This window comes from Ulvibacter litoralis, assembly GCF_900102055.1.
In the GTDB taxonomy this organism is placed as follows: domain Bacteria; phylum Bacteroidota; class Bacteroidia; order Flavobacteriales; family Flavobacteriaceae; genus Ulvibacter; species Ulvibacter litoralis.
In genome coordinates this window covers 915138-928885 of the sequence record NZ_FNBA01000001.1, presented here as the reverse complement: position 1 = coordinate 928885, position 13748 = coordinate 915138, and the positions used below count along the sequence as shown (strand labels likewise).

Annotated in this window: 15 protein-coding genes and 1 tRNA gene; 10 read left to right on the top strand and 6 right to left on the bottom strand. The window is 34.8% G+C overall.

The window, feature by feature from the left end; translation table 11 throughout:
- Positions 1-6 precede the first annotated feature (6 nt).
- The 6 genes from BLQ00_RS04285 to BLQ00_RS04260 all read left to right on the top strand — a co-directional run bounded on the left by BLQ00_RS04285 (position 7) and on the right by BLQ00_RS04260 (position 6194).
- Positions 7-1839 (top strand): M1 family metallopeptidase, encoded by a 1833-nt coding sequence (locus BLQ00_RS04285; protein ID WP_093140950.1) that lies wholly within the window; start codon positions 7-9, stop codon positions 1837-1839.
- Between the two features lie 190 nt (positions 1840-2029).
- Entirely contained in the window at positions 2030-2392 is a 363-nt protein-coding gene (rnpA, locus tag BLQ00_RS04280) for a ribonuclease P protein component (protein WP_093140947.1), read from the top strand.
- Complete coding sequence (locus BLQ00_RS04275; protein ID WP_093140944.1) at positions 2382-3200, top strand: DUF4349 domain-containing protein; 819 nt, start codon at positions 2382-2384, stop codon at positions 3198-3200. The genes rnpA and BLQ00_RS04275 overlap by 11 nt, the downstream gene beginning before the upstream one ends.
- 101 nt (positions 3201-3301) lie before the next feature.
- On the top strand, positions 3302-4924 hold the full coding sequence (locus BLQ00_RS04270) for a S41 family peptidase (RefSeq protein ID WP_093140942.1): 1623 nt from the start codon (positions 3302-3304) through the stop codon (positions 4922-4924).
- 29 nt (positions 4925-4953) lie between these two features.
- Positions 4954-5775, top strand: a complete 822-nt coding sequence (locus tag BLQ00_RS04265) for a sterol desaturase family protein (protein WP_093140939.1) — start codon at positions 4954-4956, stop codon at positions 5773-5775.
- Positions 5776-5822: 47 nt separating this feature from the next.
- Positions 5823-6194, top strand: a complete 372-nt coding sequence (locus BLQ00_RS04260; RefSeq protein ID WP_093140937.1) for a hypothetical protein — start codon at positions 5823-5825, stop codon at positions 6192-6194.
- On the opposite strand, the gene BLQ00_RS04255 is transcribed toward BLQ00_RS04260, so the two are convergent.
- The 4 genes from BLQ00_RS04255 to BLQ00_RS04240 form a co-directional block, all read right to left on the bottom strand.
- Positions 6184-6624: a GNAT family N-acetyltransferase gene (locus tag BLQ00_RS04255; protein WP_093140934.1), complete on the bottom strand. Its 441-nt coding sequence runs from the start codon at positions 6622-6624 to the stop codon at positions 6184-6186. The genes BLQ00_RS04260 and BLQ00_RS04255 overlap by 11 nt on opposite strands.
- Positions 6625-6651: 27 nt before the next feature.
- Positions 6652-7563 carry a cation diffusion facilitator family transporter gene (locus BLQ00_RS04250; protein WP_093140932.1) on the bottom strand — a complete coding sequence of 304 codons (912 nt, stop codon included), beginning with the start codon at positions 7561-7563 and terminating at the stop codon, positions 6652-6654.
- Positions 7564-7572: 9 nt separating this feature from the next.
- Positions 7573-8004 (bottom strand): ribose 5-phosphate isomerase B, encoded by a 432-nt coding sequence (rpiB, locus tag BLQ00_RS04245; protein ID WP_093140929.1) that lies wholly within the window; start codon positions 8002-8004, stop codon positions 7573-7575.
- 521 nt (positions 8005-8525) lie between these two features.
- Complete coding sequence (locus tag BLQ00_RS04240; protein ID WP_093140927.1) at positions 8526-8765, bottom strand: hypothetical protein; 240 nt, start codon at positions 8763-8765, stop codon at positions 8526-8528.
- Between the two features lie 99 nt (positions 8766-8864).
- On the opposite strand from BLQ00_RS04240, the gene rnr reads away from it, so the two are divergent.
- Genes rnr through BLQ00_RS04220 form a run of 4 tightly spaced genes read left to right on the top strand, consistent with a single transcriptional unit; the run spans position 8865 to position 13159 of the window.
- Positions 8865-11072: a ribonuclease R gene (gene rnr / locus BLQ00_RS04235; RefSeq protein WP_093140924.1), complete on the top strand. Its 2208-nt coding sequence runs from the start codon at positions 8865-8867 to the stop codon at positions 11070-11072.
- A complete protein-coding gene (locus tag BLQ00_RS04230; RefSeq protein ID WP_093140922.1) occupies positions 11062-11673 on the top strand; it encodes an acyltransferase in 612 nt (203 codons plus the stop codon). The genes rnr and BLQ00_RS04230 overlap by 11 nt, the downstream gene beginning before the upstream one ends.
- A 29-nt stretch (positions 11674-11702) precedes the next feature.
- Complete coding sequence (locus tag BLQ00_RS04225; RefSeq protein WP_093140919.1) at positions 11703-12380, top strand: head GIN domain-containing protein; 678 nt, start codon at positions 11703-11705, stop codon at positions 12378-12380.
- 53 nt (positions 12381-12433) lie between these two features.
- Complete coding sequence (locus BLQ00_RS04220) at positions 12434-13159, top strand: LysE family translocator (RefSeq protein ID WP_093140916.1); 726 nt, start codon at positions 12434-12436, stop codon at positions 13157-13159.
- 5 nt (positions 13160-13164) lie between these two features.
- Here the strand turns inward: BLQ00_RS04220 and BLQ00_RS04215 are convergent, their stop codons facing one another.
- Together BLQ00_RS04215 and BLQ00_RS04210 are read right to left on the bottom strand one after the other, a co-directional pair.
- A complete protein-coding gene (locus BLQ00_RS04215) occupies positions 13165-13536 on the bottom strand; it encodes a DUF1801 domain-containing protein (protein WP_093140914.1) in 372 nt (123 codons plus the stop codon).
- Between the two features lie 97 nt (positions 13537-13633).
- Positions 13634-13704, bottom strand: a tRNA-Cys gene (locus BLQ00_RS04210).
- Between the last annotated feature and the right edge of the window lie 44 nt (positions 13705-13748).

Below are 13748 nucleotides of genomic sequence, written 5' to 3'. Positions count from 1 at the left end.
CAACGCATGAAATTATTTTTAAGTAGTATTCTAACCCTTGTTCTGGTAGCAACTACATCTGCGCAAAATAACACTTCGTATTGGCAACAAAAAGTCGATTACAAGATGGAAATTGACATGGATGTAAACACCTATCAGTACAAAGGAAAACAAGAGCTTGTTTATACCAACAACTCACCAGACACCTTAAACAGAGTCTTTTACCATTTGTATTTTAATGCTTTTCAGCCTGGAAGTGAAATGGACGTACGTTCACGTTCTATTGAAGATCCAGACAGTCGTGTAACCGATCGTATCTCAAAATTAGCACCTTCGGAAATTGGATACATTAAACCAACATCTTTAACACAAGATGGAACTCCATTGCAATATGAAGTTGTAGGAACGGTATTAGAGGTAGCTTTAAACACACCTATTTTACCAGGAAGTAGTACTTCTTTCGATATGGTTTGGGACGCACAAGTGCCGTTACAAATTCGTAGAAGTGGTCGTAACAATGCTGAAGGTGTTGCTTTATCGATGACGCAGTGGTATCCTAAATTAGCCGAATATGATTTTGAAGGCTGGCATGCCGATCCATACATTGGTCGTGAGTTTCACGGGGTGTGGGGTGATTTTGATGTAGAAATTACCATTGATAAAGACTATACTATTGGAGGTACAGGATATCTTCAAAACCCTGCAGAAGTAGGTCACGGATATCAAGCCGAGAATCAAAAAACCATGAAACCTAAAAAAGGGAAATATACATGGCATTTTGTGGCGCCTAATGTGCACGATTTTACGTGGGCGGCAGATCCTGAATACATTCACGATACCTATCCAGGACCGAATGGAGTAACACTTCATTTTTTCTATAAAGACAACCCTGATATTATTGAAAACTGGAAAAATCTTCAGCCAAAAACAGCTGAACTGATGGAGTATTTCAATAAACATATTGGACAATATCCGTACAAACAATACTCTGTAATTCAAGGAGGTGATGGTGGTATGGAATATGCCATGTGTACGCTTATTACTGGAAATAGAAAATTTGGTAGTTTAGTAGGAGTAACTGCGCATGAATTAGCACATAGCTGGTTTCAATTTTTATTGGCTACCAATGAGCTGAAACACGAATGGATGGACGAAGGGTTCACCTCGTACATTTCGGATAAAGCAATGAACGAGATCATGGACGAACAAAAGCCAAATCCGCATTCTGGTTCGTATAGAGGGTATTTATACCTTGCTACGAGTGGGAAAGAACAACCACAATCTACACAAGCCGATCGTTACAGCACAAATCGTGGGTATGGTATTAGCTCGTACAGTAAAGGAGCTGTGTTTTTAGCACAACTAGCCTATGTGATTGGTAATGAAAATTTAGAAAAAACCTTAAAGCGTTATTACAACGAATTCGCCTTCAAACACCCAACACCAAACGATTTTATTCGTGTAGCAGAAAAGGTTTCTGGACTTGAATTAGAATGGTATTTAACCGATTGGACACAAACAACCAATACCATTGACTACGAGATTAAAAACGTAGCTTTTGATGGTACTAAAACGCAAGTTACTTTGGCAAGAAATGGATTAATGCCAATGCCTATCGATTTGTATGTAACGTATGAAGATGGTTCACAAGAGTCGTTTTATATTCCATTACAAATGATGCGTGGTGAAAAACCAAATCCAGTGCCAACCTTAACGCGTGTTGTATTAACCGATTGGGCTTGGGCGTATCCTGAATATGTTTTCGAAATTAACAATGGTAAAAAAGTGAAAAACATGATGATTGATGCCAGCCAAAGAATGGCAGATATAAAGCCAGAAAATAATATTTACGGAGAGTAATAAACAATTCTCTTTTACCATGTAAAGAGGTTGTCTAAAAGTAATGATTCAGTAGTTTGTTAGGTCGATTAAAGTCAAGACCAATTCGAGAGTTAAGGAACTAAAGTTCTCGACTGCGCTCGAACAGACAACAAAATCTACTTTTTTAGACAACCTCTTTTTTTATACCCTATTGTTGTACTTTTACGCCATGAGTCTCTCCTTTCCAAAATCTGAAAAACTTAAAAGTTCAAAAACTATTAAAAAGTTATTTGAAAGCGGAAAGTCGTATACCAAATACCCACTAAAACTTCTTTTTATTGAAATAGATACCGATCAAGTAACACAAGCTGCATTTGCAGTCCCAAAGCGGAAATTTAAATTAGCGGTAACTCGAAACCGCATCAAAAGGCAATTAAGAGAAGCCTATCGAATTCAGAGAGAAGAAGTAACAGAAAATAACGGCAAGAAATTTGCACTCCTTTTTTTATATCTTAGTAAAGACAAACCGCAATATGCCCAGCTAGAAAAAGCAACAAAGGCATTGCTTAAAAAATTAAAGGATGAAGTTTAGCATTATTTTTTTATTTGGTTTTGCATTGGCCTGTTCCAATGGGAGTTCTAACAAAGCATATAGCCCAGATGTAATGGAAGATGCTGGCTATGTGATGAGCGAAGAAATTCAAGTTGCAGATATTTCGGAAGATGTTGAAGTTCAAGAACAAAAAATAATCAAAACCGCACGCTTGGTCTTCGAAACCAAAGATGTGAATGCTACACACGCAAACGTACTTCAACTCGCTTCCCAATACAAAGGTTTTATACAGAGTGATAATAGTGGGAAAGGCTACAACCGTATTTCTAGAAATATGATGGTTAGAGTCCCTACCGAACGCTTTATGGATTTTATTAATGGTGTTTCTGAAGGTGTTTCCTATTTTGATCAAAAAGACATTTCAAGACAAGATGTTTCGGAAGAATTTGTAGATCTAGAAGCACGATTAAAGGCAAAGAGAGAGTTAGAAAAACGCTATTTAGAATTGCTGAAACAAGCAAGAAATGTAAAAGAAATGCTCGAAATAGAACGAGAGCTTTCAAACATTCGTGAAGAGATTGAAGCCAAGCAAGGACGCCTACAGTTTCTTCAAAATAGAGTTTCTATGAGTACTATTACCTTAGAATTTTATACTTTAACTGCTGAAACGGGCGTTACACAATCGTACGGACAAAAAATGATCAATTCCTTAAAAGGAGGATGGGATGGAATTTCCGTCTTTTTCTTGGGTATTTTATACCTCTGGCCATTGTTAGTTATTGTTTTAGTTGGTGTAATTATACTTCGGAAACTGTTGCGTAAAAAGAAAACAACGTCGGGTTCGTAAATCCTTCCGAAGCAAAACAAACATCTTTTCTGCTGAAGAAATAAAATTTAAATCACATATCATTTCCTATTTAAGGTTCTGTAATCGCATAAAAACAAACTATGAAAAAGAAAATACTAATTCCCATACTCGCCTTAGGTATTCTATTTACAACCGTAAGTTTTAAAAGCGACTTTTTTGAAATTGCAAAACAAATTGAAATCTTTACCACGCTCTACAAAGAACTTAACATGAATTATGTGGACGAGGTGACGCCTGCAACTCTTATGGATAAAGCCATTAAGGGGATGTTGAAAGATTTAGATCCCTACACCATGTATTGGAACGAACAACAGGTTGAGGACGCTCGTATAAGCAGTTCTGGCGTGTATACAGGGATTGGCGCCACCGCACGAACAAAAGACGATAAAATCATTATTATGGAGCCTTTTAAAGGCTATCCAGCCGATAAAGCAGGGTTAAAAGCGGGAGATCAAGTCATAAAAATTGGAGCTATTAATGTTTCCGATTTTAAAGAAGATGCCAACGAACTTTTAAAAGGAGCTCCAAATTCGAAAATAGAGTTAACTTATATTCGTCAAGGAAAAACAAACACCACAACATTAACCCGCGAAGCGATCGACATTCATGCCGTTCCTTTTTACAAGCTTATTCACAACGATGTTGGGTACATTGTACTTACAAAGTTTAATCGTAAAACAACGGTTGAAACCAAAGCCGCTTTAGAAGATTTAAAATCGCAAGGAGCTACAAAAATTGTTTTAGACCTTCGTGGAAATCCTGGTGGTTTATTGAACGAAGCAATTGATGTGGTAAATTTATTTGTTCCGAAGGGAGAAGTAATTACAACTACTAAATCGGTCATTGAAAAATACAATAAAACTTATAAAACGCGTAAAGAGCCTGTAGACACTGAAATTCCGTTAGTGGTTTTGGTAAACGGTCGCAGTGCTTCTGCAAGTGAAATTGTTTCAGGAAGTTTACAAGATTTAGACCGCGCTGTGGTTGTAGGAGCCCGTAGCTTCGGAAAAGGATTGGTGCAACGCCCTAAAAAACTGACCTACGGAACCCAATTAAAAGTAACTATTTCTAGGTATTATACGCCTAGCGGACGCTGTATTCAGGCATTGGATTATTGGAATAGAGATGAAAATGGTGATCCTGTTAGAAAGGATGCTAAAGAGTACAATTCATTTAAAACCAAGGGTGGAAGAACGGTTTATGATGGCGGCGGAATATTACCAGATATCGAGTTAGAAACAGCTAAATTTAGTCCGATTACAACTGCTTTACTGAAAGATGACGCTATTTTCGACTTTGCTACTGAGTATCATTACTCGCATCAAATTTCAGATTTGAATTCGTTTAGGTTAACGGATGCTGATTTTCAAAAGTTCATCGATTTTCTGAAAAAGAACAATTTTGAATACGAAACGGAAACAGAAAAAGAGTTTGCAGAAGCCCTTCGCAGAGCCGAAGATGATGATTTAGATAAAAGTATTTCGGCAAGTTACAATCAACTTATGGCGTCGATAGATGAAGCGAAAGATAAAGCTGTACTTTCTAAAAAGGCTGAAATTATGTCGCTTATTAGTGACGAAATTTTAAAGCGTTATTTTTACCGTGAAGGAATGTATGAGTATCATGTTGATCACAATCCAGAAATTTTAGCTGCAATTGAAGTATTAGACGACGCAAAACGCTATCAGAAAATATTAAAATAATATTCGTTTTAACCTAAACAAAACCCTTTTTGGACTCCTTTTTAGCCTTTTTTGAAGAAATGCCTATTTGGATGAAAGCGGGTTGGGTCTTTGTTAGTTTAGCCTTTTTTTGGATTTTAGAAGGGTATTATAAGCTTGTTATCACACCTTATAACAAGTGGAAACATGCAAAAACCAACTTTGGTCTCTTGTTTTTCGTTATGCTAATTAATGCTCTCTTTGGAATTGCCACCGTGGGTATTTTTGTTTGGCTAGAAACCACAAAGTTTGGACTCTTACACCTTGTTACAGTTCCAACTTGGTTGGGACTCTTACTTTCTATTTTAGTTCTCGATTTTATAGCTCAGTTTGGCGTACATTATTTACTGCATAAAGTAAAATGGATGTGGCGCTTACACATTGTACATCACAGTGATAAAAATGTAGATGCTAGCACGGGTACACGGCATCATCCGTTCGATTTTTTGATTCGGGAGAGTTTTGCATTACTAGCTGTGGTTGTCATGGGAATGCCTATTTCGTATTATTTCTTTTACCGTATTTTAAGTGTGTTATTCACTTATTTTACGCATGCCAACCTTCAGCTACCTCCAAAGCTTGATAAAGCGCTTAGTTACATTATTGTAACGCCTGTAATGCACAAGTTTCACCATCACTACCAATTGCCTTGGACAGATTCAAATTATGGAAATATGTTTTCTATTTGGGATCATCTCTTCGGAACATTTGTATATGACTATGTTCACAAAATTCAATACGGTTTGGATATTTCAGATCATTTGGATGCCGATAATTTTACCCAACAATTACGTATTCCTTTCAGTAAAAAAGTGACTTCAAAAGAGAGTTAACAGCCTTTTAACAGGGTTTCGCCTTTATTTTCAGTATACTGTAGGGTATGATACAGATAGACAGAGAAGAAAACGAAGCATTTTTAAAGGAATCGGTTACGTATTTAGAAAACCGAGGTTTTGAAAATATTAAAGCCGATGTAGAAGGGTATGAAACTCCAAAATCGTACGTTAAAAAAGACAACGATGTTACTATAACTCCCGATATTGTTGCAGAAAGAGCCGGGATAAAACACTACTTCGAACTAAGTTTAAAGTCTAAAAAACCAATGTTATTAAAATCGAAGTGGCGCTTTTTAGATGTAATTACGCGCATGCGAAACCAACGTTTCAAAATAATTACACGGAAAGGACATTATAAATTTACCAATGACATGTTAGAAGATTTAAATCTTCAGAAAAAATTAATTAAGCTGTAATCATCGCAATATGCGGAATTCCATCTTCTAAATATCCTTCTCCTATTTGCTGAAAACCATGCGATTGATAGAATTTCAATAAGTAGGTTTGTGCCGAAATTTTAATGTGAGTTGTGTTGTAATGTGTTTTAATCGTTTCTTTTGAAGCGCGCATAATATCATGACCGTATTTAAATTTTCGAGTTTCTTTAGCAACTACAACACGCCCAATGGAAGCTTGTTCAAAATAAAACCCGGGTTGAAAACAACGGGTGTACGCAACTACTTTCCCGTCTTTGGTACCAATTACATGAAGGGCTTTTGGATCCTTTCCGTCGATATCTTGATACACACAATGTTGCTCAACCACAAATACTTCACTTCGCAATTGAAATACATCGTGTAATTCGTGGATTGTAAACTGATCGAATGTTTTTACCGTAATTTTCATAGGTTTTGGTGTTGCTTCCGAAGAAAATTAATCTTGAATGATAATATCTTTAGGATCTGGTTTGTTGTATTCTGGTTGAATGTTCACGTGATTTATTCCGAAGTCATGGAATAATAATTCTTCTACTTTTTCTGAAACAATATCAAATTCTGAAATCGTAATGTCCTTATGTAACTCGACGTGTGCTTCTAAATGTGTTTCTTTTTCATTCAATTGCCATACGTGAACGTGATGTGTGTTTTTTATTTCTGAAACGGTAGAAATAGCAGCACATATTTTTTCAATATTTAAATCTTCAGGAGTGAACAACATAAGCACTTTAAACGATTGTTTTAATAAATCGTAACCGACTATTAATAAGTAAATTGCGATTAAAATTGTTAATAAACTATCGACCCAAAACCAGCTGTAATATTTCATTAACAAACCACCAATTAACACAGCGATTGAAGCCGTCATATCAGTGAATAAGTGCAAATAGGCAGAACGCATATTCATATTTTCCTTCGCATCTTTCCGAAGTAATAAAACTGAAAAACCGTTGGCTACAATTCCGAGTAACGCCAACCAAATAACAATGCTACTTTCAATAGACTGTGGATTAAAAAAGCGAATAATTGCTTCGTACACTAAGTAAATAGCAACAATTAATAAAGAAGCAGCATTTACAAAAGCAGCAATAATTTCGGCACGTTTGTAACCAAAAGTTCGTTTTGTAGAAGCTTCTTTCTTAGAATATAAATCGGCCACATAACTCACAACCAAAGAAAGAACATCACTAAAATTGTGTAATGCGTCGGATAGTAATGATAAACTCCCAGAAATGATTCCACCTATTACTTGCGCAACAGTAATTACAACGTTTAAAAAGATAGTAAATAATAAGTTTCTACCTTTTAAATCATTGTGGGAATGATCATGTCCGTGAGAATGTGACATACTATAAGGTTATGAACAAGCTATTTTGTCCACACGAAGTTGGTGACGACCGCCTTCAAAAGGAGTTGCTAAGAATGTTTTCACCATTTCTAAGGCTTGTGGTTCGCTTGTAAAACGTGCAGGAATACTTAATATATTTGCATCGTTGTGTTGTCTTGCTAGCGCTGTAATTTCTTTTGTCCAACAAAGAGCTGAACGCACTTTTTGATGTTTGTTGGCTGTCATATTGGCTCCATTTCCGCTTCCGCAGATAATGATACCGAAATCTACAGCATTGTTTTCAACATCGGTTGCTACAGGATGTACAAAGTCTGGGTAATCCACACTATCATTAGTGTTGGTACCATAATTTGTTACTTGATGTCCTTCTTTTTCAAGGTAAGCAACAATGGTGTTTTTGTATTCTGTTCCGGCGTGATCGTTTCCAATTGCAATTTTCATGGTCGTAGTTTTTCACAAAGATAACAATAATGTATAAGGCATATCAACTAATAATAGCTAAGTAATTGATAGCTATTTCTTAACCTTAGGTTGATAATTTAGTTAACAACTATGTTGATATTTAATGGTGCGATTTTTAGAAATAAAGTTGCAATAGTCAATTGATTTTACAATATCATTTAATTAAAATAGAAACCAATTTTTTAAGCAATCAATTTTACGAAACTTATGAAGTATAAATTTGAGTTATTAAACAATAAAACCACAAAATCTTATTAAAAATGAGTTGTTAGACAGGGTTATTAACAGTTGTTAATAGCAACCTATAAGTTCTTATATTTCAGAAGAAAAAACCACTGAAAACATGTTCATAACCGTACTAAAAATAGCGACAACTTAAATCCAACGATAAATTCTAAAAAGTTATACCACATATTAACAAGCTATAATAACCATCATTATTTTATTTAAATTTTAAAAAAGAAAAAGATGAATATGTTATTACTGTTGATAAGTAGAAATTAAACTATTTTTAGGTTGGGAGATCCGTCTAAGCGTTCCATGATTTTTTTCGCTTTCTCGATATCGTGTTTGTGAACTTGCAATCTAATTCCGCCAAAAGCGTTCGAGTGAAAGGGAAGCACACTTATGGTAGTTTCATGTAAAAAAACATACTGAATATTTTCCTGATCAAACAACAATTTAAGTACTGCATATTCACTAGGAAAAGTAAAGATAGCAATGGTTTTAAAGTCTTCCATAACGTGGTTTTGAAGCCGCACCAATGTACTAAATCTTTCTTAATAAGCCTATTACTATTGGGTTAGAAAGTGTACTTTTACAATACATAATAATAAACAATGCCGAAAAGACATAAAAAGAATAAAAAACAAAAAATTGAAGGACTTTCACAAAGCATATTAGCTATTCTTCGAAAAGATCATTCAAAACCTTATAACTACAAACAAATTGCCGCGAAACTAGGCGTAGACGATGCTAGCAGCCGCAATCAGATTATAAAAAAATTAAAAGCCTTCCAAATTGAAGGTACCATTCAAGAAATTGAACGTGGTAAATACATTATTACCCCTTCTCAAAATTACTACACCGGAAAAGTTGATATTGCTGGCCGCGGACAAGGATACATTATCGTTGAAGATTTAGAAGACGATATTTATGTAAGTAGTAAAAACCTAAACAAAGCCTTAAATGGTGATATCGTTGAAGTCTACGTTTTTAAAAGAAAACGAGGCGGAAAAACGGAAGGAGAGGTTACTAAAATCATAGAGCGTAAAAAAACAGAATTTGTTGGAACCATTCAAATTCAAGATAAATTTGCTTTTGTTGAAATGGCCGACCATAAAATGCACACCGATATTTTTGTTCCAAAGAATAAAATTAACGGTGCTAAAAATGGCGAAAAAGTATTGGTTTTAATGGAAGATTGGCCCGAAAAGGCAGATTCACCCTTTGGATCTGTTCTGAAAGTGCTAGGAATGCCGGGAGAACACAATACTGAAATTCATTCTATTTTAGCACAGTATGGATTGCCGTATGAGTTTCCACCAGAAGTAGAAGAATTTGCAAATAAAATTGATACTAGCATTCATCCTGAAGAAATTAAAAAACGTCGGGATATGCGGAAGGATTTAACCTTTACCATAGATCCAAAAGATGCGAAAGATTTTGATGATGCGTTGTCGTTTGAAACGCTTCCCAATGGAAATTATGAAGTAGGAATTCACATTGCCGATGTTTCACATTACTTACAACCAGGAACAATTTTAGACGATGAAGCCTATGAGCGTGCTACCTCTGTATATTTAGTAGATAGAGTAGTGCCAATGTTGCCAGAAATACTTTCAAATGGTGCGTGTTCATTACGACCACATGAAGAGAAATACACTTTTTCTGCTGTGTTTGAAATGAACTCGAAAGCCCAAGTTGTGAACAAATGGTTTGGAAGAACAGTTACGTATAGTGATGCTCGTTTTGCCTATGAAGAAGCACAGCATATTATAGAAAATCCTTCAGAAGAAATACATACCATTCCTTCAGATATTTCAATACAAGATTCAGAATATACGGTTGAAAAACCTATTGCAGATGCCATTATCGAAATGGATCGTTTGGCTAAAATTCTTCGGAAAAAAAGAATGCATGAAGGCGCAATTTCGTTCGATAAATTGGAAGTAAAATTTATTCTAGACGAAAATGCAAATCCGGAAGGCGTGTACTTTAAAGAAAGTAAAGACGCTAACAAGATGATTGAGGAGTTTATGCTCCTTGCCAATCGAAGTGTAGCTGAATTTATTGGAAAACAGTCTCAGAAAAAAACATTTGTATATCGTGTTCACGATGAGCCAGATGATGAGAAAATCGCAGCTTTAGAAAATATCATCAAACGTTTTGGATACAAATTAGATACAAGAGATAAAAAATCTACTTCTCAATCGTTAAATAAATTATTGAAAGATGTAAACGGTAAAAGAGAACAAAATTTAGTAGATACTCTTGCAATTAGAAGTATGAGTAAAGCAGTGTATACTACAAATAATATTGGACACTACGGATTAGCTTTTGATTATTATACACATTTTACATCGCCTATTAGAAGGTATCCCGATGTCATGGTTCATCGATTGTTACAACGCTATTTAGATGGAAAAGATTCGGCCAAACAAGATACGTACGAAGATAAATGTAGACATTCTAGCGATATGGAAGGCCTTGCTTCAAGTGCCGAACGTGATAGTATAAAATACATGCAGGTAAAGTACATGCAAGACCATCAAAAGGAAGAATTTGTGGGTGTAATTTCTGGAGTGACCGAATGGGGAATCTACGTAGAAATTATGTCTAATAAATGTGAAGGAATGGTTCGTTTGCAAGATTTACGTGACGACCATTATACCTTTGATAAAGACCAATATGCTGTTGTGGGACAAAAATCTGGGAATACCTATGTTCTTGGAGATGAAGTGTATGTAAAAGTTAAAAATGCAGATTTAGTTAAAAAGCATTTAGATTTTACCATGCTCGGATTACGAGATACCTATGAAAAATAAAATATTAAAAAAGATTCTCTTTAAAATAATTAAGCTGTGCCCTTTTAATAGTGTTCGCTTATTTATTTATCGAAATTTTTTTAAGTATACCATTGGTACCAATGTATTTATAGGAAAAAGTATTTTAAATTCTAAAAAAGTAACTATTGGAAATAATGTAGTTATTAAAAATAATTGCATCATCACCGCAGGTAATGTTACTATAGGAAACAACACATCGATTCATAGTGGAAATGTAATTATGGGGAAAGCTTCTTTCTCTATAGGAAACAACTCAAGAATTATTAATGATCACTTTATTGATGTATGGAATTCTGTAGAAATAGGAAATAATACATGGCTAGCAGGAAAAGCAAGTCAACTATGGACGCATGGATCTATTTACACCAAAACAGGAAAAAAAGATTTATCCATAAAAATTGGTGATAACATTTATATGGCTTCAAACTGTTCTATAGCTCCTGGAGTAACCATAGAAAGCCTTAATTTAATAGGCTTAGGAAGTGTAGTAACACAATCAATTTCTTCTTCAAAAAATATAATAGCTGGAAATCCTGCCAAAATAATAAAGGAAAATATTGATTGGAGAGAAAACTGGTAACAATAATTTTAACCTCAAAATTTTATAAAATGAATATAAAACATCTTACTGTATGCATTTTTTTATGTTTATCATCTCTCACTTGGGGACAAGAAACAACCAAAGATGTAGGTACTTTTAATGAATTGAAAGTATTTGATTTAATAGATGTGAACCTTCGTAAATCTACCGAAAATAAAGTAGTAGTTACTGGAGAAAATGCTACAGCTGTTAAATTCATTAATGACGACGGAACATTAAAAATTCGTATGGAATTAAACGAACGTTTTGATGGTGCGCTCACAAAAGTGGAAGTTTTTTATACAGAAGTTTCTATTTTAGACGCAAATGAAGGTGCTTATATTACAGCTTCCGAAGCAATTACTCAAAATAATATTGAGTTACGTGTACAAGAGGGTGGACATATTGAAATTCCTGTCGCTGTAGAAGATCTTATAGCAAAAAGTGTGAGCGGCGGAATTATTAGTACCACAGGAACTGCTAAAAATCAAGATATTACGATAAATACTGGCGGTCAATATTTAGGAAAAGAGCTTCAAAATACAAATGCTACCGTTTCAGTAACAGCAGGCGGACTTGCAGAATTAAAAACATCAGAAAACGCCAATGTGAAAGTTACAGCAGGAGGTAAGGTGTATTTGTATGGAAAACCTGAAACTCTTCGTAAAAAGAAATTTGCCGGTGGAAAGATCAAAGTGGTAGAGTAAACATATCGCTGTAATACAAGTTATGGAGTAAATTAATTTGTACTTTTACAGGTATGTTTGATGGTTTATTATATGCAGCTTTTTATGGATTTTTACTGGCATTTGCTGTCGGTCCTGTGTTTTTTACCCTCATAGAAACGAGTATAACCAAAGGTTTTAAAGCGGGTGTGTTCTTCGATTTAGGCGCCATGGTTGCCGATATTATTTTCATTCTAATTGCCTTTTTTAGTACGAGTAAAATTTTAGAAAAAGTTAAAGACGATCCAGGATTACTCATCTTTGGTGGTGCGGTTTTAATAGCCTACGGAGTCATATCCTACATCCGAACCGCAAAATCATTTATAAAAATTGCGAGAGAACATTACGCAGTTGAAGTGAAAAAGAATTTAGGAGGATTATTTCTGAAAGGATTCTTACTCAATTTTGTAAACTTTGGAGTATTAGCGGGATGGATAGGAACCATTATTATGGCGAATGCGTTAACCACTTCTAAAAATGGTGTATTTTGGTTTTTAGCAACGGTTTTAATAACCTTTTTTCTTACCGATTTATTAAAAATTACTTTGGCTAAGAAACTTAAAAATAAAATGACACCTCGATTTACTTTTAAAACTAAGAAATGGGTGAGTATTTTAATTATTGGTTTTGGTGTTTTAATGTTACTTCAAGGAATTTTTCCAAAAGAAGTTCAAGCAGGATTGGAACGAATTCCAGGACAAAATAACCCTTTAGAGAAACCAATTCCCCCCGTTGAAGATGTACATCCACTTCCTGAATAAAAGTTCTATTTTTTAATTTTTATAGTGCCATTTTTATACAAATTTAATGCTTGTTGAAACACTGCATTTAAAGTGGTAACAGGTAAATCTTGTATTGGATTAATTCTAAAAACCTTCATTCGAGCACGATCACCACTTTCTAAATTTGGATGAACCAGATGTTTTCCTTCTACAAATAAATAATAGGGTTCTTCTGTTTTTTTATCAGTCCAGAGGTAACAAAAAGCTTTTCCTTTAAAACAAAAGCAAGGCATTCCATATTTTTTTGTTTCTGAAACTGCTTCATCACACGCAAGAATACAATCCCGCATGGCTAATAAACAACCCTTAATAGGCTCTTCTTTTTCTAAATAAAATAGACTATTGCTAGTTGTCATTATTTCTGAATTGGGTTGAAATTAAACTCTAAGATACTAGATTTTAGGAACTTCTATCAAACAAAAAACCCTCAGTTTTCACTGAAGGTTTTCGTTGAGGCATCAAGCGGATTCGAACCGCTGTAGAAGGTTTTGCAGACCTCTGCCTAGCCACTCGGCCATGATGCCCTAATTAACGGGTGACAAATATAAAAAAAGTAATAGAATTAACG

Coding starts and splice junctions, on each gene's coding strand:
- BLQ00_RS04255 (WP_093140934.1), bottom strand. CDS start 6,624: ATGAAAATTACGGTAAAAACATTCGATCAGTTTACAATCCACGAATTA.
- BLQ00_RS04230 (WP_093140922.1), top strand. CDS start 11,062: ATGAAAAATAAAATATTAAAAAAGATTCTCTTTAAAATAATTAAGCTG.
- BLQ00_RS04270 (WP_093140942.1), top strand. CDS start 3,302: ATGAAAAAGAAAATACTAATTCCCATACTCGCCTTAGGTATTCTATTT.
- BLQ00_RS04275 (WP_093140944.1), top strand. CDS start 2,382: ATGAAGTTTAGCATTATTTTTTTATTTGGTTTTGCATTGGCCTGTTCC.
- BLQ00_RS04260 (WP_093140937.1), top strand. CDS start 5,823: ATGATACAGATAGACAGAGAAGAAAACGAAGCATTTTTAAAGGAATCG.
- rnr (WP_093140924.1), top strand. CDS start 8,865: ATGCCGAAAAGACATAAAAAGAATAAAAAACAAAAAATTGAAGGACTT.
- BLQ00_RS04240 (WP_093140927.1), bottom strand. CDS start 8,765: ATGGAAGACTTTAAAACCATTGCTATCTTTACTTTTCCTAGTGAATAT.
- BLQ00_RS04250 (WP_093140932.1), bottom strand. CDS start 7,563: ATGTCACATTCTCACGGACATGATCATTCCCACAATGATTTAAAAGGT.
- rpiB (WP_093140929.1), bottom strand. CDS start 8,004: ATGAAAATTGCAATTGGAAACGATCACGCCGGAACAGAATACAAAAAC.
- BLQ00_RS04220 (WP_093140916.1), top strand. CDS start 12,434: ATGTTTGATGGTTTATTATATGCAGCTTTTTATGGATTTTTACTGGCA.
- BLQ00_RS04285 (WP_093140950.1), top strand. CDS start 7: ATGAAATTATTTTTAAGTAGTATTCTAACCCTTGTTCTGGTAGCAACT.
- BLQ00_RS04215 (WP_093140914.1), bottom strand. CDS start 13,536: ATGACAACTAGCAATAGTCTATTTTATTTAGAAAAAGAAGAGCCTATT.
- BLQ00_RS04225 (WP_093140919.1), top strand. CDS start 11,703: ATGAATATAAAACATCTTACTGTATGCATTTTTTTATGTTTATCATCT.
- rnpA (WP_093140947.1), top strand. CDS start 2,030: ATGAGTCTCTCCTTTCCAAAATCTGAAAAACTTAAAAGTTCAAAAACT.